The sequence below is a fragment of the Christiangramia gaetbulicola genome, from assembly GCF_003054225.1.
GTDB classification, from domain to species: Bacteria; Bacteroidota; Bacteroidia; order Flavobacteriales; family Flavobacteriaceae; genus Christiangramia; species Christiangramia gaetbulicola.
Genome location: NZ_QBKQ01000001.1, coordinates 45,874 through 68,144, shown reverse-complemented (window position 1 = coordinate 68,144; position 22,271 = coordinate 45,874). Strand labels below are relative to the sequence as shown.

Below are 22,271 nucleotides of genomic sequence, written 5' to 3'. Positions count from 1 at the left end.
TTTATAAAATTTTATCTATTTTTTTCCAAATTCTCTCAGAAGCATCCTTACTTGGAGACAGATTTATTTTATTAAACCATTCTAGTGACTTCCTAATATGCAGATCAGGATTCGAAAAGGCTAAATCAATCTTTTTGGAAATTTCAGATTTAGAATTTAACCAAATTACACAATGTTTTGAAGGCATACTTCTAAAATGAATGAATTTATATATTTTTTCCGTACTCCATCTTTTATTCTTTTTATCCTCAACATCATAGTTAATATAAATGCAGGGCTTATTAAACTGAGCTCCATCAAAAACCATGGACGAGCCCAGGTTATAAATTACTTCACTATGAAAAATACAATTCATTTGTATTTGAATATCTTCTTTGGTGGGAAGTATCATATTCCAAATCTCTCCTTTTTTTATCCATAGCGGATTTATAGCTTTAATCAAATCTGGAAATTTTTCAATAACCCAATCATACCTATCAGAAAAGTCCACAGGGCATCTGCGAAAAATAATCCCAATATTTCCTTCTTTTTTATTCATTTCTCCAACCGCCTCTGCTAGATCAGCTAAATATTGCGGATCATCAGGACTGGTAGTTTTGTCATCACCACTAAACAGAATGTATTTTTGATCTTGATTTAAATTGTGTTGCTGAAAAAAATATTTTCGGGTTTGAATTTTGCTATGGTCACTATGTGGTTCAAACTGAGGAGTTCCAGTAACCAAAACTGTCTCATTGGAAATAAAAGGATAATATTTCCTTACTTCATTTTTCATGTATTCACTCCAAACAAAATAATAATCAGTTTCCACAACCATTGTTCCCTTTGGAAGGTTATCCCATGAAAAGATAAAGGATGATGTTGGAATATTTAGATCTTGAGCTGCTGTAAGGGGAGCTATAGCGCTAAGAGGACGTTGGCTGGTGCAGAATAGAAAATCTGGTTTTTCTCTTTTTAAAACAGCCAAACATTCGGTGTAAAATTTATTTTTACGCTCAGATTTTTGGAGCCTTTTACGTAGATGATTTAATCCTTTTTCACCTTTGTAAGCTTTGGTGAGTAAGAAAACTGCACCTTTTTTAATAATACCTTTTATATTTTTAGGTTTAGATGGAAATTTGTAGGTATCATAAACTGGGTCATTCCACCTTGCCTGGAATTCATCAAGTTCAACCTTTACCTTCGCGCGCTTAAGAAGGTCAGTAAAAGCTCTGGGTTTGGATCGTAATTTAATTTCTTTGATACCTAAAGTCGTTAGGTCGAATGGAGTTTGATTCCAGAAAATCACTTCCCATCCATTTTTTTCTCCTATCTGAACAAAAGAAGTGAAAGCAAAATTCCTTAAACTAACGCCATCTGGGAGAAGGATGAAAATTTTTTTTGAAGCCAAAAAAAAATGAATTATAAGTTTAATGCCCGAAAGATATAAAATCTCTTCGGCAGATTACTATTACGCTTTAAAAACCTATTGACATTCGATTTTTTTCTAGTTTTTTATTTAATTTCCCCAAACAGTTAAATACTTATTGTTACCTATATATGCCTTTTAGAAAATTACCTGTTTTTTACTGGAGCGAGATAAAATTTTTATCCAAGAAAAAAGAGAATTACGGAGATTTAGTTTCAAAATATTTAATTGAGAAAATATCAGGTAAAAACACTGAATGGATCCATCCTAAAAAGCAACCATGGTATAGGTTAAATAAGGTTGTTTATCTGGGAGCAGGAAGTATCATTCATCATGCGACTAAGCATAGTATTGTTTGGGGTAGCGGTATAATAGATAATAAACAGGAAATTCAGGAAGCGAAATTCTTAGCGGTAAGAGGTCCCCAAACAATGGGTTTTTTGCATCAAAAAGGTTATTCGTGTCCTGAGGTATACGGAGATCCAGCTCTCTTGCTTCCTAAATTCTACTTTCCAGATATAGAAAAATCCTACAAGATTGGAATAATACCACATTACCATGATTACGATCTTGTAAATTCATGGTACAAGGATAGTGAAGAGATAATAGTTATAGATCTAATGACCCTGGATGTTGAAGAGGTTACGAGGAAAATTATTGCCTGTAAACAAACCATTTCATCATCTTTGCATGGCATCATAGTTTCGCATGCGTATAATATCCCCTCAGTTTGGGTGAGATTTTCGAAAAAAATTTTTGGAAACAATATCAAATACCAGGATTATATGGAATCTGTCCAACTTCCTTTTTACTCCGGTAAAATGATAAATGAAAAAATCAGTGATTCAGAAATTGAAAGTATGATTCAGGAAAAGCCAAATTTACCCTACCCTGAATTGATCAAAAGTCTTCAGGATGGGCTAATGCACAGCTGCCCTTTTACAGTATAAATACTTTTACTATTTGTTATGAAACAATTGGAAACCAGAGTCTATCAACGGGAAAATAACCACAATATTTACCATTTGATCAAGGAAAGCCTTAGTGATATCTGGAAATCTAGATTTTTATCAAGGCAACTTGCTGAAAGAGACATCAAAGCGCAATACCGGCAATCTTATCTTGGGATTGTATGGGCATTCGTGGCACCACTAATGACGGGAGCTATTTGGATCTTTCTAAACCTTTCCGGAACGATTCAGGTTTCTGAAACTGGTATACCTTATCCGGTTTATGCATTTTCTGGTACTTTAATTTGGTCTATTCTAACCGAATCGATTAATACACCTGCAACCAGTACCAAGGGAGCCAGAGGTCTTATTAGTAAGATCAACTTTCCAAAAGAGGCTCTGGTGGTTTCCGGCATATATAAACTATTATTTAATTCTTTTTTGAAAATAGTTATGCTTATTGCTTTTGTATTTTTGTTCGGTGTTGGATTTCATTGGAGTTTGGTCTTTCTTCCCTTAGCTATACTGGCTGCCCTGTTAATGGGGACAACCATCGGACTTTTTATTACACCTTTAAGTATGCTATACTCTGATGTTTCCAGGATAATTTCCATGGGACTGGGATTTTTAATGTACATAACACCGGTTGTTTATTCTATACCAGATAGTGGAATAATGCGCACACTTATGCTAGCAAATCCTTTTACCCCGTTGATCGTGACTACGAGGGATTTGCTTATTGGGACTAACCCCGAATTTATCGGCTATTTTTCAATAGCGTTATTAATTTGTATTCCTTTGCTTTTTATTGGAATGGTTTTTTACAGGATATCTATTCCTATTATTGTAGAAAGATCAAATTAATAAAAAGGATTAGTTTACTAAATAGAAAGGGCTGAAACCCCTCTTCTATTTTAAACGTAAGGAATTTAAATTCCTTAAATTTATCAAAAATCAGAATAAGCAGACCCCAAATGCAAGAAAAAGAAATACTAGTAAAAGCTGAAGGTCTATCCAAAAAATTTTGCAAGGATTTAAAGACCAGTTTATGGTATGGGGTAAAGGATTTAATTTCTAATCTTTCCAGGGACGATCACAAAAGAAATTTACGAGATAAAGAATTCTGGGCGGTAAGGAATATAAATTTTGAATTACGCCGTGGTGAATGCCTTGGTCTTATTGGGCATAATGGGGCGGGCAAATCTACCTTGTTAAAAATTTTAAACGGACTTATCAAGCCAGATGAAGGTAAGGTAACCATCAAAGGTAAAGTGGGAGCATTAATAGAACTAGGTGCTGGATTTAATCCAATCCTTAGCGGCCGGGAAAACATCTATAACAATGGAGCGGTACTTGGTTTTAGTAGGAAGGAGATCGAAGAAAAATTAAATGAAATCATTGATTTTGCTGAATTGAGGGAGTTTATAGATATGCCTGTGCAAAATTACAGTAGCGGGATGAAGGTAAGGTTAGGTTTTGCCGTGGCTGCACAAATGGAACCGGATGTTCTCATCATTGATGAAGTTTTAGCCGTTGGAGATCTTGGTTTTGTTTTAAAGTGCTTTAAGACTATTGACAAAATTTTGCCCAAAACGGCCATTGTGTTTGTTTCCCATAGTATGCCAACAGTTTCAAGAGTATGTAATCAAATCATAGTTATGGAACACGGAAAATCTATGTATAATGGATCTAATGTTGGGAAAGGAATAGATAAATACTATGCGAGATTTATTGAAAATGAGAGCAACGTGGTATTTACAGATAACTCAATTGAATTGATTGATGCTAAAATCGAATCCCCAAAAGGGCAGATTAATTGGAACGATAATCTAAAGGTTTACTATCATTTTAAACTTTTAAAGGATATTCCGGTTCCTGAATTTTTTACCATTATTGTTGATAAGGAACAGAGGCCGGTTGCTTTACTAGAAAAAAATTTAAGCGGAGTTATTATTGAAAAAGATGGTCATATTATGTTTGCCGTATCCCATAATGAACTGCAGTTGTCAAAAGGTATTTACTCTATTAATATTGCAGTGAGGTCTTCAGTAAATAAGGAACCAATTTATAGAAAAAATTCCATTATTAATTTTCAGGTAATTCATGAAAATGAAACTTGGGAACCATTTTTACTAAAATCGACCTATGAGGTATGTTCATATAACAACCCTTTAAATAAAGGATAATGATGATTCCGGTTACAAAAACATTTTTACCGCCTCAGGAAGAATACCAGGCTGTTCTGTCCCGGGCTTGGGAAGCAGGCTGGATCACTAATAGGGGGGTGCTGGTTAAGGAACTTGAGGAAAAGCTAAGCTCCTACCTGCAAGTCCCTAATATCCTCGCAACCACAAATGGAACATTGCCTTTGCAAATAGCTATAAAAGCTCTCGGATTGAAAGGAGAGATCATTACTACTCCCTTTTCTTACGTCGCCACGACTTCTAGTATTGTTTGGGAGGGGTGCAAGCCCGTTTTCGTAGATATTCATCCGGAATATCTAACCATAGATGAAACCAAAATCGAAGCGGCGATAACTGAAGAGACATCTGCAATCCTGGCAACCCATGTTTTTGGTAATCCCTGTAACGTGGAAGCTATTGAGAAGTTGGCGAAAAATTATAATTTAAAAGTGATCTATGACGCGGCACATTGTTTTGGTGCAAAATATAAAGGAAAGTCTATTTTTGAATATGGCGATGTGAGTACCTGTAGTTTTCATGCAACCAAGATTTTTCATACCGGGGAGGGAGGAGCTCTATTTGCAAGTGATGATACGGTATTTCAAAAATTATTTTACCATCATAATTTTGGGCATAAAGGGCAGGAAGATTTTCATGGACTAGGGATCAATGCAAAAATGAGTGAATTGCAGGCTGCAATGGGGCTATCCGTATTGCCTTATATTGATCAAATTATAGAAAATAGGAAGAAGCAAGTAAATTTTTATAATCAGAATTTAGATTGCTTCGAGATCAAGAAATTAAAAATAAGGGAAGGATCTAATTGGAATTACAGTTATTATCCGGTTATTTTTAAAACAGAAAAAATGCTTCTTGATATTAAATTTAATTTGGAAAACCTTGGTGTTTTTCCAAGAAGATATTTTTACCCATGTCTAAATTCATTAAATTATTTGGAAGAATGTGAAATGGAGGTAGCAGATAAGATTTCTAAAAATATTCTTTGCTTGCCCTTATTCGAAGGGCTTCATGAAAATGTTTTAGATCAGATTTGTGATACAATTAAAAAAAATGTTACCATTTATAATATTTGAATGTGGAGTTATCATTTGAGGAAATAATTGATTATTTGAAAATTAATAAGATTAAGTATTCTTTTTCAGGTACTAAGCATACATCCTATAAGATTTGCTCATTGTTTGAACCTGAATCTAATGGATTTTATTTTTTTGTGGGTGATAATTGGACCTATAATCTAGAAAGATCTCTTATAATTACTTCAGTCAATTTAGATATTCGTTCTGAAAATGGTTTTCTTCATGTGGAAGAAAACCCACAATTAATTTATTATCAACTTTTAAATTCAATGTTTCAGGAAAAATCAAATGGTCATATAAGTAAATCAGCAATTATTCATAAGAAGGCAAACTTAGGAAAGAATGTTCAGATAGATCCATTCGTCGTTATAGGAAAATCGAGAATTGGAGATAATACAATTATAAAATCTCATTGTATTATTAACGATAATTCTTCAATTGGGAAGAATGTCATTATTGAGCCTAATTGTACGATAGGTGCCACTGGAACTGCTTGGGTCTGGAAAAATAACAACGAAAAAATTAGGCAACCCCAATTAGGAGGGGTTTTTATTGAAGATAATTGTTTTATTGGGGCAAACTCTGTTATTGTAAGAGGTTCTTTGAATGAAGATACGAGAGTAGGTATTAATACGGTTATTGCTCCAGGAGCAAGGATAGGCCACGGTACAAAAATTGGTCAGAATGTACATTTTGCAAATAATGTAGTAACCGGTGGAAATACCAAAATTGCAGACTTTTGCTTTATTGGGTCCTCTGTGACATTTAGACCAAAGGTTAAAATTCATCAATTTACGGTAGTGGCGGCAGGTGCGGTTATTGTAAAAAACACAAAAAGGTCCAAACAGCTATTAATTGGACTTCCAGCTGAAGAACGAGAGTTTAATGGCAACTTAAAAGGTATTCCAAAGTTCTCTGAATAGTATTTTAATATTATGAAATATGAGTTTTATATCTAAAAAAGCACAAATAGGAAAAAATGTCAAAATTGGTAAATATTGTTTTATCGAAGATGATGTTATAATAGGTGATGAAGTAATTATCGAACATTATTGTATTTTGAAAAATGGAGTTCGAATAGGTAAAAATTCAGTTGTCAAAAGTTATGTAGAATTACGAGAAAATACCATAATTGGTGAAAATTGTTATCTAGACTCAAAAGTGTCTAGTTCTGGAAGTTGTAAAATTGGTAATAATGTTACAATGAGATACGAAAGTATTTTAGCGAGAGGATTAAGCATAGGCGACAATTGCTATTTGAGTCCGAGAGTGATGACAAACAATTTAGATGATGGAGGGAATGCGATTGGAGGTGCCACTATTGGAAGTAATGTTTTCATAGGCACTAATGCAGTAATTCAACATGGAGTAATTATAGAAGATAATGTAACAATAGGATCCTTGGCTTTTGTAAACAAAAACTGTGAAAAGGGCAAAGTATATGTTGGTATACCTGCAAAAACTATGGTTAAGGATAAATGAGTTACACTAAATTTTTCTCAAAATATAAAAAAGAAGAAGTAATTGTGTACAATCAAATTATGGATGGAGACCCCATAGTTTCTGTAAGCGTTGTAACCTATCAACATAAAAAATTTATAGAGAAATGTCTGAATGGAATATTAAATCAAAAAACAAATTTCCTTTACGAAATTCTTTTAGGAGAGGATCATAGTTCAGATGGGACGAGAGATATTTGTATCTGGTATGCTGAAAAATATCCTGAAAAGATTAGGCTTTTTTTACACAATAGAAAGAATAATATTAAAATTAATGGTAGTACAACAGGACGCTTCAATTTTTTATATAATCTAAATGCTGCAAGAGGAAAATATATTGCTATTTGTGAGGGTGATGATTACTGGACCGATCCTTTAAAGTTGCAAAAGCAGGTTGATTTCTTGGAAAAATACACCAAATACAGCTATTGTGCCCATAACTCCAAACGTTTAAAGGATGGTGAACTTATTGCTAATCCCTTAAAGTCCCATACAATTACTTTTAATAATCATATTTATTCCAATTATATCAATACTTGCACCTTAATCTTTAGAAAAGATTGTATATCGAATATGCCAAAAATTCTTCAATTAGGCGATGCGATTGATTGGGGGATACAACTATGGGCTTTAAAAAAGTCAGATGGATTTTTTTTAGAGGATGATATGGCAGTTTATCGTGTGCACCAGGGAGGTAGATGGAATCAATTATCGGCAAAGGAAATGTGTAAGCGTGGAGTGAAAATTCTCAAGCAATTCAGGAAAATTTTTAAGGAGAAAGAAGATAAGCATCACATTGAAAAAGCCATAAAAAAGAGAAGGAATGATTTTGGATATTAAATTGAACTTATGAATATTGCCCTTATTTCCCCATCTTTAGACCAATATTCAGAAACTTTCATAAATGCCCACAAAGAGTTTTTGAAGGGGAAAATCTTTTTTTATCATAATGGCGAATTACCCACAATGTTGCAGGGAAAGCCTATTATTTATGGAAGACAGAAAAGAATTAAACATATCCTCAAGGGGTATTATCGTCTCAATGATTTTACTTTAGAACAGGAAGCATTGCTTGAATCTTTCCAGGTGAATAAAATAGATCTTGTATTTGCAGAATATGGTAGTACTGGGGAAACTGTTGCTGAACTTTGCGAACATTTAAAGATTCCGTTGATCGTGCATTTTCATGGTTTCGATGCGCATCATCAAAATCAATTAATCGCTTACCAGTCCTATAAAAAATTATTTAGGTATGCCAGCTATGTGATAGTGGTTTCTAAAAAAATGAAAACCGATTTGATCAACCTGGGTTGTCCTGTGGAAAAAATAGTTTATACCGTTTGCGGGCCACGAAAAGAATTTTTTGACATCACACCAGATTTTTCCAAGCCAAATTTTCTTTCAGCAGGAAGATTTACAGATAAAAAAGCTCCTTACTATGTTATCCTCGCATTTGCCAGGGTTTTAAAGAAGCTACCTCATGCGAAATTGATCATGGCAGGTGAAGGTGAACTTTTTAATACTTGTAATAATTTAATAAGATATTTAAGGCTTGAAAAAAATATCAAACTGGTTGGATCGATCTCTCCAGATGAACTTAGAAAAATTATGGCAAGCTCCAGAGCATTTATTCAACATTCTTTAACTACCCCCGAGGGAAATTCTGAAGGCACTCCGGTGGTGATCACCGAGGCAGGAGCAGCCGGTTTACCTGTTATCGCGACCGCCCATGCAGGAATTGCAGATGTTATTAGACATAACCAAACAGGTTTGCTAAGTGAGGAGCATAATATTGATGAAATGGCAGCTAATATTATACTCCTGGCAAGCGATGCCGATCTTGCTAAAAAAATGGGGGAAAATGCAAGGGAAATAGTATTGAGAGATTATACTATGGATAAACATATCGCGATATTAAATTCTGCTATTTCAAAAGCATTAAGTTGAGATGCCGGGATTAGATTTTCAACATATTATTATCACCAGGTTCAACTTAAAAAAACGTGATTGGAAGCAGGATAAGAATCACATGGAAGTTTTAGGTGAAACCTGGGAAAAAGACAGGATCAGGTTGTTTAAAAAATTCTGCCTGCCTTCTATAATTGGACAGTCTGTTAAAAAATTTCAATGGATCATATTTTTTCAGTCTAATCCAAGTAGGGAAATTAAGAACCTTGTAGAAGATCTTCAGCAGATTCCAATTATTGAACCAGTATTTGTAAACAGTTTTGAAGATTTTCAGGTTAATTTATCAGCTATTATCAAGAAAAGAATTAAATCTGAAACAAAATATATGCTTACTACAAGGCTGGATAATGATGATGCCTTAAGTTACAGGTTTATTGAAAATGTTCAGAATGCAGTGATCAACTTAAAAAAGGATACTCTTTTATACTTCCCCCAGGGACTTTTTCTGGAATATGGGAATAATTGCAGGTTGGCTGCATTCAAATACCCATACAATCAGTTTCTAAGTTTATATGAAAAGGTTCTCTCGAATTCTAAGGTCAAAACAGTTCTATCCAGGGCGCATGATGATTGGAATGATCATCAGGTTATGGAGCTTAAGGAAGAGGATGCCTGGCTGCAGGTAGTCCATGATAAAAATATGTTGAATACATTCCAGGGAGTACCAGTGTATTCAAGCCGTTTAAAAAAATTTCGAACAAAGAAAGTAAATTTTAAACCTGGCTATAATTTAAGATTATTTAAGGAGGGTATAAGAAGAAGAAAGGAAAAATTAATTGCAAATTTTCGACCTACGAAAAAAAGTCTAAAAGAAGAAAAATTTGATAATCCTTCAAAATGGATTGAAAAAATTTTGACTAAGCCTAACGCTAGTATTGTTCAGATCGGCTCGAATGACGGGAAAAGTGGAGATCCGCTTTATAACCTCATTTTGAAAAATTTAAGGTGGAAAATACTTTTCGTAGAACCGGTCCCATATCTTTTTAAGCAACTTAAGGAAAATTACGGGAATGAAAACAGGTTTAATTTTGAAAATGTTGCGATCAATAATGGTTCATGGCAAACTTTTTATTTTGTAAGTGAAAATGCAAAAAAAGAGAGGCCTGATCTTCCTGCCTGGATAGAGCAATTAGGATCCTTTAAGAAAAGTAATATAACAGATCATTTAAATGGTGTGTTAGCGCCTTATATCAAGGAAAAAAAGGTTTTGGGAATTACCCTTACCGAACTTTTAAAGAGAAACAGGGTAAATTTTATAGATCTTTTACATATTGATGTCGAGGGATACGACTGGGCTGTTCTGTCTCAGTTGGAACTGGATAAATTTTCCCCAGAAATAATTCTTTATGAACATAAACATCTAAACCATCCAGATAAAACAGCTTCTGTTACTTTTCTAAAAAAACATAGCTTTATGATTTATCAGTTGGGATCAGATTATATAGCTATACGTAAGAATAGCAAAAACCTGAAAAGAATACGCGCATTAAAAGGGAAAAGGATCTGATGGATAAGAATAAGACTTTTGTTACATTATTATCCAGTCCTGATTATTTAAAAGGAGTACTGGTGTTAGCCAATTCTCTCAAAATTGTTGAAAGCAAATACCCACTAATAGTTTTAATGACTTCCGACTTTATAAAAAAGAACAAGAAGATTATTGAAACGCTGAAGAAATACCATGTTGAATTCAAAGTTCTGAAAAAGAGTTTTGTCATACCCGATAAAAATAGCAGATATATGCATTCTAGAAGATGGGTGCATACTTTTGATAAATTACAGGTTTTTGGTCTTACGGAATTTAAGAAGATAGTATTCCTGGATAGTGATATGCTGGTCATAAAAAATGTTGATGAACTCTTTAATAAGCCCCACCTTACTTTTGCTGCTGCTTCAGAACAAGTAAGTGGTTTCGAAGACTGGGATATGCCCAATACCGGGATGATGGTCATAGAACCGAAGGCTGGAACTCCGGAAAAAATTTTCGAAAACTGGCAAGTAGTACAATCAAAAAAAACAGATTTTTCTGATCAGGATCTTATACACTATTATTTCAAGCAGGAATTTAAAAATCAACTGGATTGGAGAGTTCCGGCTATTTTTAATGCATTTGTATTTCTACTGGATAAAATAATTAAGGAAAATGGATATAATCTAAATCTTGACGATCCCGAAGAAAAAACTATTTCCGTCCTTCATTTTGCTATTAAAGATCGCCCCTGGTTAATGAATACAAAAGAGATCATCTTTTTTTATTTTGACAGACTAGTAAATCGAAAATATCAGGAGATCAAAGCTTATAGATTATATTTCAGGCATTTATCTAAAATAAGGTTTTAACAATCAATCTAAATGAAAAGCACTATTCCAACAGTTTCCATAATTATTCCTACCTTCAATAGGGTAGCTTTTCTTGGAGAAACTTTGGATTCCATTTTAGCTCAGACTTTTTTAAATTGGGAATGTCTTGTCATAGATGATGGTTCTGAGGATCATACCGATAAATTATTAGAATTTTATACTGAAAAGGATCCTCGCTTTTTCTTTTATCGTAGACCCCAAAATTATTCAAAAGGAGCAAACGCCTGTCGTAATTTTGGGTTTGAATTGTGCAAGGGAGAATATATTAACTGGTTTGATAGTGATGACTTAATGCATCCCCAAAAGTTAGAGAATCAGCTAAGGATTCTTCAGAATTCCGAAACTAAATTCTGTATCTGTCAATCCATGGTTTTTGAAAAAAATCAAAATGAGGTAATACGATTAAGATTTAAAAATATCTGGTCAGAAGATTTTTTTTACGACTATTTAACAATGAAAATTGGTTGGCTTACCCAGACTCCACTATGGAAGAGAGAATTTTTAGCGGAACAGGAAAAACTATTCGATGAAGAATTGGCTGCAGCCCAGGAATGGGAGTTTCATCTAAGAATGTTAAAACAGATCGAAGAATATAGTATTACCAAGGAAGTTCTTGTCTACTTAAGAAAGCATGAAGAGGGAATTACTTATAGTGATAATGAAAGCGACCGAAGATGGGGATATTATTTTGCTAGATTAAAGATTTTTCAAAATAAGGAATTGGAACTCAAAAATAAGGAATATCAGTTTTTACGCAATTACCTTCTTAATTCTTTTAAAAAGTTGATTTTAGATAGAAATGTTAATGCCTTCAAGGCATTCAAAAAATTTATTCTTTTAGAAAGAAACATGAATATTTCTTCTAAATGTGCGGCTATATTGTCTATAGTTTCTTATCGTACCTTTAATAGAGGTAATTTTATACTTCAGAAGATAAAGTATAACTGATGCAAGATTTCGTATCTATCATCATCCCGGTATATAATCGAGAAAATTATATTATTAAAACTCTCGAGTCGTTAAAGGCTCAAACCTTTACTAATTGGGAATGTATTGTCATAGATGATGGCTCAACAGATTCTAGTGTAGAGCAAGTTCAAGAATTTGTTAGCACAGATGAACGTTTTAAATTTTTCAGGAGACCGGGGGATCTTAAAAAAGGAGCGGGTTCCTGCAGAAATTTTGGGATTAGTATCTCCAATGGGAATCTTATTCAGTTCCTTGATTCAGATGATCTGCTGCACAAAGAGAAGTTGAATAAGCAGGTTAAATCTTACCCAGGGAATGATACCATACTTACCGCAAAATGGGGAGGTTTTACGAGTGCAAAAGATTTAAAATCCCGCTTTAAATATAAATACCACTCCTACAAAAATTTCAAAAGCGGAAAAGCTTTGTTGAATTCATTTGGTCGAAACCAGGAGTTCTTTCCTCTTCATGTTTACCTTACACCTAGAGAACTTATAAATAAAGCCGGGAAATGGGATGAGGAACTTACTAACAATGATGATGCCGAGTTTTTTACACGAGTTATTCTAGAGGCAGATAAAATAAAATTCGTTCCGCAATCGGTCGCTTACTATCGATATGATGTACCAGGAAATTTAAGTTCTATAGATTCAATCGAAAAGGTTGAAAGTACAATCCTAAGCTGGAAAAAGATAGAGAATCATTTAAAAAATAGTAATTGTAATAAAATTTATGTTCAAAACGCGAAATATTATCTTTATGAATATTTAAAACAGAAATTCTCCGAATTTTTATTGCGCGAAAGAGAATTTTTCAGTGATAAGCGGAAGGGTAAAAGTAAATTACCTTCGATTTTTAAATGGTTAAAGACTAAAGTTTTAAAGTGATGGCATGAGCAAAACTATAATTTTCAAAGTGTGGAAATTTCCAAAGCTTTCTGAAACCTTTGTCGTTAATCAAATCGTACTTGCAAAAAAGCTGGGATATCAGGTAAAGGTGCTGGTAGAAGAAGTCCTTGAAATTAAAGAAAATGCTAACCTGGATATTTTTAAACAATTTAAAATTGCTGATAGTATTATATTAGAAGATTATGATATTCCAAAAAATAGAATTTGGAGATGGATAAAAGGTGCTTTTCTTCTATTTAAAAATATTGTATACTGGCCTGGCATTTATAAGGCTTTTAGATTTACCAAGAAAAAAAATATTCAGCTAATTTACCAGTTCGATTTTTATCGAAAATTCAGGAATATAGATATTTTTCATATTCAGTTTGGGAATAATAAGAATCCGGTGGATTTACTAAAAAAGTGCGGATTTTTAAAGAGTAATATCGTGGTAAGTTTTCATGGACATGATTTATTTTTTCCTATTAATAACCGTATACCTAATAATGGCTATTATAATGATCTTTTCGCTTGCTCCAGTTATCTGATTGCGAATACTCCGTTTTTAAAACAAAAATTACTGGAGCTGGGTGCACCGGAAAGTAAAATTAAAATAATTCCTGTAGCAATAGACTTAGATTTATTCTGCAATAAAAAATTAAAAGGACCTGGAGAGGAAATTAAACTGATCACTATAGGACGGTTAGATGAATTAAAAGGTCAAAAGTATGGTATCCATGCTGTTTATGATTTAGTCAAAAAAGGGTATGATGTTAGGTATATTATTGCTGGATCGGGAAATAATATATCTAATCTCAGACAAAAAGTCATTGAACTTAAACTCGAAAAACATATAGTTTTTAAAGGAATGGTAAATCCATCGGAAGTAGTTAAATTATTAAAATATTCAGATATTTTTTTAATGACCTCAGTAAGAAATTCTAGAGGAGAAGTGGAAAGTCAGGGTTTAGTCACTGCAGAAGCGCAGGCATGTGGCTTGCCGGTTGTGGCCTTTAGATCTGGTGGTGTTCCCCATACATTGGAGGAAGATCGATCAGGTTTCTTATGTGAGGAAAAAGATATTACCTGTTTCGTTTCAAAAATAGAAACCCTGATTTTAGATAAAGAATTAAGAAAGACGATGGGAGAAAATGGACGAGAATTCGTCGAGAAAAATTTTTCTGAGAAATCTGTGATCGCTAGATGGAATAAGGTTTACGGATAGGAGTTAAAAATTACGGTTATCACTTATTAAATTAGATGAGGCGAGATTCATTTGTAAAAGAAGTTAAGATTGGTATAAAAAAGATCCTTTATAAACATTTTGATTTATACAAAGATAAATATCTTGGAATTCATCTACAGGGAGGTCTATGCAACAAATTGCATGGATTAATGAGTGCCTGCGATATTGCAGTCCAGGAAAATTGCAGGTTGATCGAACCTTATTTTGGTTGGAATGAGAAAATTCTATTTTCAGACATATATGATCTTGAATATTTTAATTCTCAAATGCATGATTCGACTGGTGTTAAAGACATGATCATTTCCAGGGTCGACTATGATAGTGCCAATTTGAAAAAGAAATCTATTGAAAATGTGGTTCCGCTTTGGGAACATTCTGAGAAGGAATTAAATAGGCAAAGACAGTTATGTTTGATTGAAAGAGATCACATGAAATTGAAGGTATTAAGAGCTTTGAGGTTAAATGATTACCTTGCTAAGATGGTTGATTCTTATACTAATGGCAGCACTTATTCTGCAGTACAGGTTAGAACCGAATCTGACTGGAAAAAGTATACTAAAGACTTTAACGGCTTAAATAATGAAAGGATCTATGTGCCAGTCGAAGATATTATAGAAATGGTAAGAAATTTTGAAACAGATGGAAGTATTTTCTTTACTTCAGGTGAAAACCAGGAAGAAATTAAAAAGCAGTTTGAAGATTCAGGTTTGGAAACGAATTATTTTTATAATTCGAAATGGGAATATGAAGTAAATGCAGCCATAAACTTTGAAATTTGTTCCAGGGCAAATAAATTCATAGGATTATCTCGGAGTAGTTATTCAAATATGATTTGTCTTAAGAGAGCCGCGATCTTAAATAAAGACAGATCCTTTATATATAATTTTGGGAATAAAATTCAAAAAAGAAAAGATATGGGAATTCAATATAAGGGTGAATTGAGCATAACAAATAAGACATTATTAGTTTAATTTGAAAGAGCAATTCTTGAATTAGCTAATTCAAAATCTATTTGATTTAATGATTAAAAGATTTTCCAGGAAATTCCTATTTAAGATAATTAAATATTGTCCTTTCAATAATATGCGGCTGTACATCTATCGCCATTTTTTTAAATATTCTATTGGCAAGGATGTTTATATTGGAAAAAGTATTATCAATTCTGAAAATGTTGAAATAGGAAATAGAGTTATCATCAGAAATAAATGTCTGTTTAACTGTAAGAATTTAAAAATTGGCGATGGAACTGCTATTCATAGTGGTAATACTATTATCGGGAAATCTTCCTTTACCATTGGTCGAAATAGCAGGTTAATTAATGATCATTATATTGATGTTTGGAATGAAGTTATAATAGGTAGAAATACATGGCTGGCAGGAAAAAGAACGGAGATCTGGACTCATGGTTCTATCCACACTAAATCAAATTTAAAAGACCTTTCAGTTAGCATTGGTGATGATGTTTACATAGCATCATCTTGTCTTATTGCTCCAGGCGTCAAAATCCACAGTATAAACCTTATTGGGCTGGGAAGTGTATTAGTGAATTCTATCGATACTGAAAAAAATATTGTTATCGGGAATCCCGCCAGGATAGTGAAGAAGGAAATCGACTGGAGGAAATACTGGTGAGAATTTTAAATTTTAAGTTGAAAAAGGATAGAATTTGGTTTTAAAAAAAGTTTTAGCTAGAGGTTCTGCTCTTAATTTTGGTTTTATAATACTTAGAAATATATTTATTGAAAAGATCTAGCACATATTATGATTCCTTAGTTATTTTACTTACCGGAACAATCACTCCCAACTCAAAAACTACGCTAAGTGTTAAGGATCCTAAAATAAGGCTTACTCAATACATGGAAGCTTTACAATTCTATATTGAAAAAACTAAGAGTAGAATTGTTTTTGTTGAGAATTCAGGTACTGATTTTAATGTATTTCCAAAAATAACGGATAGAATTGAATACCTGTCATTTAAGTCCCCTCCCGAAAAGATTGAGAGAGGAAAAGGATTTAAGGAACTCCAAATCATCGAGTATGCCTTAAATAATTCTGAATTCATAAAAAATGCAGACGCGATTATTAAAATTACTGGAAGGTTAAAGGTTTTAAACATTAACCAGATCATCATTCAGTTTTTAAGATTGAGGTCTAAAAGTAAAAATTTAGTCTATGCAGATCCTTTTGCTTTTGGAAATATGGATGCCAGATGTTTTGTTTTCACCCTGGATTTTTGGACATTCCTGAAGGATGCAGGGGTAAATATTAATGTGCATCACAATTTTGAGTTGACCTTATGGGATGCTATTTCTAATTATATTGAAAAAGATCAGCATAAATTTAAAGCAATCAAAGTACCACTAAGAATTCAGGGGGTTAGTGGTAGTTTTGGTAATGAATATGATCATAATCTCTTTGTTCATTACGCTCGCTATATTCGTAAGATTACAGAAGGTTTTTTTAATTCAAAAAATCTCGAAAAATCTATTACGAAAAGGAACTCTTAATATTATATTTAAGAATGAAACGAATCTTTACTAAAATTACTTCAAAATTAAATATTGAAAAAGGTTATTATCTGAAAGGAAGAAAATTTCTACATGATGATCACTATTTGGAAGTAAACCATAAATCTTTTTTAGAAAATCGAAAAAGACCATTTAGGACTGGTATTATTAATCATCTTTTATCTTTATTCCACAATCAAACAAATTACCTTGAGATCGGGGTTAGAAATCCAGATCATAACTTCAATCTTATCAAAGCAGACAAAAAGTATAGTGTGGATCCAGGATTGGAATTTAAATCCAACCCGGTAGATTTTAAAATGACCAGCGATTATTTTTTCAAAAAGCTTTCTTCGGGAAAGATCTTAGCTCCAGATATAAAATTTGATGTGATTTTTATTGATGGATTACATCTGGCGGACCAGGTTGACCGTGATATAAAAAACTCCCTAAATCACATAAAAGACAATGGCTTTATAGTACTTCATGATTGCAATCCTCCGTCGGAATGGCATGCTCGAGAAATACATAAATATTGGCATACTCCGGCAAAACATTATTGGAATGGTACTACCTGGAAGGCCTTTTACAAATGGCGTTGTGAACCTGGAGTCAATTCATGCTGTATTGATTCTGATTGGGGCGTAGGTATTCTATCCAAAAATCAACCAATTGGTAATTGCACTAAAAACTCAAATCCTTTTTTTGAATTTCAAATTTTTGATGAAACACGTATAAATAGTTTGAATTTAATAGACTTCAAAGAATTTAAGGCTTTAAAGTTATATGATAAACATTCATGAAAGCAAACTCAAGGAAACCTAATTGTATTATTTATTTAATTCAGGATGTCATCAAATAAAGTATCTATAGTTATAACTTGTTATAACGACCATAAATATCTTACAACTGCATTAGATAATGCCAATGCACAGAATTGGGATGAAAAGGAAATTATTCTGGTAGACGATGGTTCGAACACTATAACAAAAAAACTAATAGAGAAACACATATCAAAGATCGATATTTTGATCACTCAGGAAAATTTAGGAGTTAGTGCGGCAAGAAATAGGGGTATCGAAAAAGCTAGCGGAACTTATATTTTAGTTTGGGATTGTGATGATTATTTTGAAAGAGATTTTATTTCCAAAGCCTTAAAAAAAATTGATAACAAAAAAACAGAAATAGTTACCTGCTACAGCAGGTGGTTTGCATCTCATTTAAAAAACGAAAAAATATTTAAACCGCGTGGGGGAGATTTATATGATGCGCTTTTTCATAATGTTGCTATGGGGTCAGCTTTGTTCAAAAAGAAATCCTGGGAAAAGGTAAATGGTTATGATGAGAATATGATTTTGGGTTTTGAAGACTGGGAATTCTATATCAGGTTACTTAAAGATGGGGGGCACGTTAGTGTAATTCCAGAAGTTCTCTTTAATTACCGGAATACTCCGGACTCACGAAATGATAAAGCCAATCTGCGAAAATATGATATTCTGGATTATATCTATTTAAAGCATGCCGATCTATACAAGGAGAATTTTCCCCAGTTTGTTAAAAATTGTCTAAGCGAACAAAGGAAAAAAGAAAAATATAAGCATCAAATTTCCAAAAGTTCAGAATATAAAATTGGCAGATTTATTTTAAAACCATTTAGGTTACTCGGTATCCTGGAATAAAAGTATTTAATTACAAAAACCATATTTGTTTAAAAAGATTGAAGTGAAAAAATATGTAAAACAATATTTCCCCTCATTTGTAGTAAATTTTCTTCAGAAGAGTAAAAAGAAATACTGGGCAGAATTAAGCCATAATGATCTGGACAAACTTGCCTACATATACTCATGTGATAAATGGGGAACGCATTACTATACACCACATTATCAAAAGCACTTTCAGCAATTCAAAAATGAGAAAGTAAACTTACTGGAAATTGGAGTTGGTGGCTACAATGATCCTTCTTTAGGCGGAGCTTCTCTTAAAATGTGGAAGCAATATTTTAAAAAGGGAAAAATTTATGGCCTCGATATCTTTGATAAATCGGGAATTGAGGAAAAAAGAATTAAAACATTTAAAGCTAGTCAGACCGACCTAAATCTTTTGAATATCTTTACAAAGCTAAAAAATGGAGGGATATATTGAAGATTTGCTGAGTTCTTACTGGAAATTGCAATCTAAAGGAAAACTGAAATAAAGCTAGAAGATAACTTCAAAAATCATATTCACTAATACCTATTAAGCCTAAACTTCAATTCATGGTAATTAAAACATTTTCCATTATCATACCAGCATATAATGAAAGTGCGACAATTCATTTAGTACTACAGAAAATAAGTCAGGTATTGCTTCCGGCCGGTATTTCAAAAGAAGTTATTATTGTGGATGATTGTTCTACAGATAATACCCGGTTGGCAGTTGAAACCTATATTTCCAACCATCCTGCGTTAGATATAAAATATTATAGACATTCCAAGAATTTGGGTAAGGGTGCTGCCTTGCATACTGGGATTGCTGAAGCAAGGGGGGAATTTTTAATTATTCAGGATGCCGATCTTGAATATGATCCTCAAGAATATAAAATTCTTTTAAAACCTGTACTTGATGGCCATGCAGATGTGGTTTATGGCTCCCGGTTTAAAAGTGGAAATGCTCACCGAATTCTCTTTTTTTGGCATACGCTTGGTAACAACTTCCTTACCATTCTTTCTAACATGTTTACTAACCTTAATCTTAGCGATATGGAAACAGGGTATAAGTTGTTTAGAAGCGATATGATAAAGTCCCTGGTTCTCAAGGAAAAAAGGTTTGGTTTTGAACCCGAGGTAACTGCCAAAATAAGTAGAATTACTTCGGTCAGAATCTATGAAGTAGGGATTTCCTATTATGGAAGAACTTATCTTGAAGGAAAAAAGATCAATTGGAAAGATGGTATTAAGGCTATCTATTGTATATTTCGCTATAACCTCTTTCCTAATTAACCTAACCACAATGACAGAAAAAATAGGAAAAGAAACTCTTGAAGTCATAAGTTCTGCCGACCAATTTAATAAATGGATGTTTCAGATTATAAAACCTTTTATAAAGGGAGAAGTGCTTGAGATTGGCAGTGGGATTGGCAATATCTCTCAACAATTTTTACAAAATGGTTATTCTCTCATGACTTCTGATTTAAGAACCGACTATTGCGAAGATTTGGAAAAAAAATTTTCAGGTTATCTAGGTTTTAGGGGGGTCACAAGAATTGATCTTGTAGATCCCCATTTTAAGGCAAAACATGGTGAACTATTGGGAAGCTTTGATACTGTTTTTGCGTTGAATGTTATCGAGCATATAGAAGATGATATACTAGCGATCGCTAATTGTCGAAAATTATTGAAGGCAGGAGGTGTTTTGATAATCTTGGTGCCTTCATATAAGCAGTTGTTTAATAGTTTTGATATAGAGTTAGGGCATTTTAGGAGGTATAATATTTCGAAATTGGCAAAAGTTTTTAACGTTAATGAATTGGAAATATTACATACTCAATATTTCAATTTGGTTGGAACCCTGGGATGGTATATCAATGGAAATATTTTGAAAAGGAAAATTATCCCAGAAGGACAAATGTCCTTGTATAATAAACTTGTGCCATTTTTTAAGGTTATAGACAAGATTTTAGGAAATAAAATAGGTTTATCAACAATAATTGTAGGTGAGAAAAATCTTTAGGAAATCTATAGGAAATCTTTGGTCTGATCCTAAAGAGGAAGTCCCTGTACTCATTAATTTTATTATCTTATTTGGATTATATATTAGATTCCACACTCAATTTATAATGTGGTCATTTAATGGTGATGAAGTAAATTTAGGTTTGGATATTCTCAACAAAAACTTTAAGGATATTTTGTATCCGTTCCAAAGCAGGCAAAGTGCTCCTCCATTATTTTTACTGTTGCAAAAAGCTATTTCAGTAATCGCAAAACCTTTTATTTCACTTAAAATCTTAAACTTTATAGCATCCTGTGCGTCTCTCTTTTTGTTTAAACGATTATTAAAAACCTTTCCTCCTTTTCTTCAAATTTTGCTGCTGGCAGTATTTTGTTTCAGCCCCTTTATAATTTCAAATTCCCTAACTCTCAAACAATACTCTCTTGACCTTACATTAGGTCTTGTTACCGTTAATTACTTTGTCGAGCACAGGAGTAGCTATAAAACTTTCTTGTTTTTTAGCATTTTTTGTTTACTTAGTAATATTGGTCTTTTCTTTTGTGCCGCTATGTCCATATTCTTTTTACTCCAATTTTTTCATGAGGACAAAAAAAAATTCTCATGGAATGGAATAAAGAGAATTCTTCCGGTTTTATTTGCCCCGTTACCTTACCTGTTATTTTTTATTTGGTTCATACAGCAACCAGGAGCAGAAACCATGAAAAATTATATGGTAGGATATTGGTCTGGTGCTTTTATGCCCATTGATATTTCAATATTCAAATGGTGGGCAATTCAGGCTAAAGTAATTACCATTTTTTTCTTCTCAACATACTGGATGGTAGGAGTACCTTTACTTATGCTTTTTCTTCTGGGTGTATTTTCTCTTTATAAAAACAGGCATAAAGTTTTTATGAGTCCATTGTTAAAAATAATAATGATCTATATTTTCACTTCTCTGGTTCACATTTTATTAAGTGCGTTGAAAATGTATCCTTTTTCTGACCGTCTTTTTCTGTATCTGGCTCCAGGCATTTATTTAATACTTGGATATGGAATTCAAGAGTCTCTGAAGATTTTCAGGAAAAAAAAACAAATGAAAATGGCATTTTACAGTATTTTTTTATTACTTCTTTGTACTATCCTTCTTTATTTTAATTATCTGCCGGGAAAAGCAAACGATGTTGCTACACTCTTAAGGTTTGTTAATTCAACAGAGCACGCCGTATTGCTCACTGCCAAAGCTAGACAGCGTACTTCAAAGTGGCTGGAATTTACCTGTTATGAGCAGGAAGATTCTGCCAAATTACTTAATTCTGGTACATTTGATCTTATTACCAACACATCTGAAAATCTATTAATCGCTGTTCAAAGTGAAAAATATGGTCATACAGAAAAGCTTTCGCGTCCTGAGCCTATTATTTACAAATTACTGGCAGAGAATAAAATTGATTTGTATCATAGAGTAGGAGGATATACTATCTATAAAATTAAAGAATAAGAATGGTA

General features: G+C 33.0%; 23 protein-coding genes. 22 read left to right on the top strand and 1 reads right to left on the bottom strand.

From position 1 onward, the window contains the following. Position 1: 1 nt before the first annotated feature. Entirely contained in the window at positions 2 to 1,390 is a 1,389-nt protein-coding gene (locus tag C8P64_RS00315) for a glycosyltransferase family 28 protein (protein ID WP_108170073.1), read from the bottom strand. 149 nt (positions 1,391 to 1,539) lie between these two features. On the opposite strand from C8P64_RS00315, the gene C8P64_RS00310 reads away from it, so the two are divergent. The 22 genes from C8P64_RS00310 to C8P64_RS00205 all read left to right on the top strand — a co-directional run bounded on the left by C8P64_RS00310 (position 1,540) and on the right by C8P64_RS00205 (position 22,263). After that, complete coding sequence (locus C8P64_RS00310) at positions 1,540 to 2,358, top strand: polysaccharide pyruvyl transferase family protein (RefSeq protein WP_108170072.1); 819 nt, start codon at positions 1,540 to 1,542, stop codon at positions 2,356 to 2,358. An 18-nt stretch (positions 2,359 to 2,376) separates the two neighbouring features. Then, positions 2,377 to 3,222, top strand: coding sequence for an ABC transporter permease (locus C8P64_RS00305; protein WP_108170071.1), 846 nt, complete (start codon positions 2,377 to 2,379; stop codon positions 3,220 to 3,222). Between the two features lie 110 nt (positions 3,223 to 3,332). Beyond that, entirely contained in the window at positions 3,333 to 4,544 is a 1,212-nt protein-coding gene (locus C8P64_RS00300; protein ID WP_108170070.1) for an ABC transporter ATP-binding protein, read from the top strand. A gap of 2 nt (positions 4,545 to 4,546) precedes the next feature. After that, complete coding sequence (locus C8P64_RS00295; RefSeq protein WP_108171225.1) at positions 4,547 to 5,635, top strand: DegT/DnrJ/EryC1/StrS family aminotransferase; 1,089 nt, start codon at positions 4,547 to 4,549, stop codon at positions 5,633 to 5,635. A 2-nt stretch (positions 5,636 to 5,637) separates the two neighbouring features. Further along, a complete protein-coding gene (locus C8P64_RS00290; RefSeq protein ID WP_108170069.1) occupies positions 5,638 to 6,561 on the top strand; it encodes a DapH/DapD/GlmU-related protein in 924 nt (307 codons plus the stop codon). Between the two features lie 19 nt (positions 6,562 to 6,580). Beyond that, positions 6,581 to 7,120, top strand: coding sequence for a DapH/DapD/GlmU-related protein (locus C8P64_RS00285; RefSeq protein ID WP_108170068.1), 540 nt, complete (start codon positions 6,581 to 6,583; stop codon positions 7,118 to 7,120). Then, positions 7,117 to 7,977 (top strand): glycosyltransferase family 2 protein, encoded by an 861-nt coding sequence (locus tag C8P64_RS00280; protein WP_108170067.1) that lies wholly within the window; start codon positions 7,117 to 7,119, stop codon positions 7,975 to 7,977. Before C8P64_RS00285 ends, C8P64_RS00280 begins: the two co-directional genes overlap by 4 nt. Before the next feature lie 9 nt (positions 7,978 to 7,986). Further along, the gene (locus tag C8P64_RS00275; RefSeq protein ID WP_108170066.1) at positions 7,987 to 9,084 is read left to right on the top strand and encodes a glycosyltransferase family 4 protein; all 1,098 of its coding nucleotides are present in this window, start codon (positions 7,987 to 7,989) and stop codon (positions 9,082 to 9,084) included. A 1-nt stretch (position 9,085) separates the two neighbouring features. Beyond that, positions 9,086 to 10,612 carry an FkbM family methyltransferase gene (locus tag C8P64_RS00270; protein ID WP_108170065.1) on the top strand — a complete coding sequence of 509 codons (1,527 nt, stop codon included), beginning with the start codon at positions 9,086 to 9,088 and terminating at the stop codon, positions 10,610 to 10,612. Beyond that, positions 10,612 to 11,445, top strand: coding sequence for a glycosyltransferase (locus C8P64_RS00265; RefSeq protein ID WP_108170064.1), 834 nt, complete (start codon positions 10,612 to 10,614; stop codon positions 11,443 to 11,445). The genes C8P64_RS00270 and C8P64_RS00265 overlap by 1 nt, the downstream gene beginning before the upstream one ends. 12 nt (positions 11,446 to 11,457) lie before the next feature. Next, entirely contained in the window at positions 11,458 to 12,414 is a 957-nt protein-coding gene (locus tag C8P64_RS00260; RefSeq protein WP_108170063.1) for a glycosyltransferase family 2 protein, read from the top strand. Then, positions 12,414 to 13,322, top strand: a complete 909-nt coding sequence (locus C8P64_RS00255) for a glycosyltransferase family 2 protein (protein WP_108170062.1) — start codon at positions 12,414 to 12,416, stop codon at positions 13,320 to 13,322. The genes C8P64_RS00260 and C8P64_RS00255 overlap by 1 nt, the downstream gene beginning before the upstream one ends. A gap of 4 nt (positions 13,323 to 13,326) precedes the next feature. Continuing rightward, entirely contained in the window at positions 13,327 to 14,547 is a 1,221-nt protein-coding gene (locus C8P64_RS00250; RefSeq protein WP_108170061.1) for a glycosyltransferase family 4 protein, read from the top strand. Positions 14,548 to 14,582: 35 nt separating this feature from the next. Next, complete coding sequence (locus tag C8P64_RS00245) at positions 14,583 to 15,539, top strand: O-fucosyltransferase family protein (protein WP_108170060.1); 957 nt, start codon at positions 14,583 to 14,585, stop codon at positions 15,537 to 15,539. Between the two features lie 49 nt (positions 15,540 to 15,588). After that, positions 15,589 to 16,200 carry an acyltransferase gene (locus tag C8P64_RS00240; protein ID WP_108170059.1) on the top strand — a complete coding sequence of 204 codons (612 nt, stop codon included), beginning with the start codon at positions 15,589 to 15,591 and terminating at the stop codon, positions 16,198 to 16,200. Positions 16,201 to 16,307: 107 nt separating this feature from the next. After that, positions 16,308 to 17,075, top strand: a complete 768-nt coding sequence (locus C8P64_RS00235; protein ID WP_108170058.1) for a hypothetical protein — start codon at positions 16,308 to 16,310, stop codon at positions 17,073 to 17,075. 14 nt (positions 17,076 to 17,089) lie between these two features. Beyond that, positions 17,090 to 17,878, top strand: coding sequence for a class I SAM-dependent methyltransferase (locus C8P64_RS00230; RefSeq protein ID WP_108170057.1), 789 nt, complete (start codon positions 17,090 to 17,092; stop codon positions 17,876 to 17,878). A gap of 45 nt (positions 17,879 to 17,923) precedes the next feature. Then, positions 17,924 to 18,754, top strand: a complete 831-nt coding sequence (locus tag C8P64_RS00225; protein ID WP_108170056.1) for a glycosyltransferase family 2 protein — start codon at positions 17,924 to 17,926, stop codon at positions 18,752 to 18,754. A gap of 25 nt (positions 18,755 to 18,779) precedes the next feature. Continuing rightward, positions 18,780 to 19,217, top strand: coding sequence for a hypothetical protein (locus C8P64_RS00220; protein ID WP_108170055.1), 438 nt, complete (start codon positions 18,780 to 18,782; stop codon positions 19,215 to 19,217). Between the two features lie 113 nt (positions 19,218 to 19,330). Further along, a complete protein-coding gene (locus C8P64_RS00215; RefSeq protein ID WP_108170054.1) occupies positions 19,331 to 20,053 on the top strand; it encodes a glycosyltransferase family 2 protein in 723 nt (240 codons plus the stop codon). Between the two features lie 10 nt (positions 20,054 to 20,063). After that, positions 20,064 to 20,783, top strand: a complete 720-nt coding sequence (locus tag C8P64_RS00210; RefSeq protein ID WP_108170053.1) for a class I SAM-dependent methyltransferase — start codon at positions 20,064 to 20,066, stop codon at positions 20,781 to 20,783. Further along, a complete protein-coding gene (locus C8P64_RS00205) occupies positions 20,767 to 22,263 on the top strand; it encodes a hypothetical protein (protein ID WP_108170052.1) in 1,497 nt (498 codons plus the stop codon). Before C8P64_RS00210 ends, C8P64_RS00205 begins: the two co-directional genes overlap by 17 nt. Positions 22,264 to 22,271 lie beyond the last annotated feature (8 nt).

What these genes read in the sequence shown, in the direction of transcription:
- C8P64_RS00310 (WP_108170072.1), top strand. Translation starts at nt 1,540, where the DNA reads ATGCCTTTTAGAAAATTACCTGTTTTTTACTGGAGCGAGATAAAATTT.
- C8P64_RS00305 (WP_108170071.1), top strand. Translation starts at nt 2,377, where the DNA reads ATGAAACAATTGGAAACCAGAGTCTATCAACGGGAAAATAACCACAAT.
- C8P64_RS00300 (WP_108170070.1), top strand. Translation starts at nt 3,333, where the DNA reads ATGCAAGAAAAAGAAATACTAGTAAAAGCTGAAGGTCTATCCAAAAAA.
- C8P64_RS00295 (WP_108171225.1), top strand. Translation starts at nt 4,547, where the DNA reads ATGATTCCGGTTACAAAAACATTTTTACCGCCTCAGGAAGAATACCAG.
- C8P64_RS00285 (WP_108170068.1), top strand. Translation starts at nt 6,581, where the DNA reads ATGAGTTTTATATCTAAAAAAGCACAAATAGGAAAAAATGTCAAAATT.
- C8P64_RS00280 (WP_108170067.1), top strand. Translation starts at nt 7,117, where the DNA reads ATGAGTTACACTAAATTTTTCTCAAAATATAAAAAAGAAGAAGTAATT.
- C8P64_RS00275 (WP_108170066.1), top strand. Translation starts at nt 7,987, where the DNA reads ATGAATATTGCCCTTATTTCCCCATCTTTAGACCAATATTCAGAAACT.
- C8P64_RS00270 (WP_108170065.1), top strand. Translation starts at nt 9,086, where the DNA reads ATGCCGGGATTAGATTTTCAACATATTATTATCACCAGGTTCAACTTA.
- C8P64_RS00265 (WP_108170064.1), top strand. Translation starts at nt 10,612, where the DNA reads ATGGATAAGAATAAGACTTTTGTTACATTATTATCCAGTCCTGATTAT.
- C8P64_RS00260 (WP_108170063.1), top strand. Translation starts at nt 11,458, where the DNA reads ATGAAAAGCACTATTCCAACAGTTTCCATAATTATTCCTACCTTCAAT.
- C8P64_RS00255 (WP_108170062.1), top strand. Translation starts at nt 12,414, where the DNA reads ATGCAAGATTTCGTATCTATCATCATCCCGGTATATAATCGAGAAAAT.
- C8P64_RS00250 (WP_108170061.1), top strand. Translation starts at nt 13,327, where the DNA reads ATGAGCAAAACTATAATTTTCAAAGTGTGGAAATTTCCAAAGCTTTCT.
- C8P64_RS00245 (WP_108170060.1), top strand. Translation starts at nt 14,583, where the DNA reads ATGAGGCGAGATTCATTTGTAAAAGAAGTTAAGATTGGTATAAAAAAG.
- C8P64_RS00240 (WP_108170059.1), top strand. Translation starts at nt 15,589, where the DNA reads ATGATTAAAAGATTTTCCAGGAAATTCCTATTTAAGATAATTAAATAT.
- C8P64_RS00230 (WP_108170057.1), top strand. Translation starts at nt 17,090, where the DNA reads ATGAAACGAATCTTTACTAAAATTACTTCAAAATTAAATATTGAAAAA.
- C8P64_RS00225 (WP_108170056.1), top strand. Translation starts at nt 17,924, where the DNA reads ATGTCATCAAATAAAGTATCTATAGTTATAACTTGTTATAACGACCAT.
- C8P64_RS00215 (WP_108170054.1), top strand. Translation starts at nt 19,331, where the DNA reads ATGGTAATTAAAACATTTTCCATTATCATACCAGCATATAATGAAAGT.
- C8P64_RS00210 (WP_108170053.1), top strand. Translation starts at nt 20,064, where the DNA reads ATGACAGAAAAAATAGGAAAAGAAACTCTTGAAGTCATAAGTTCTGCC.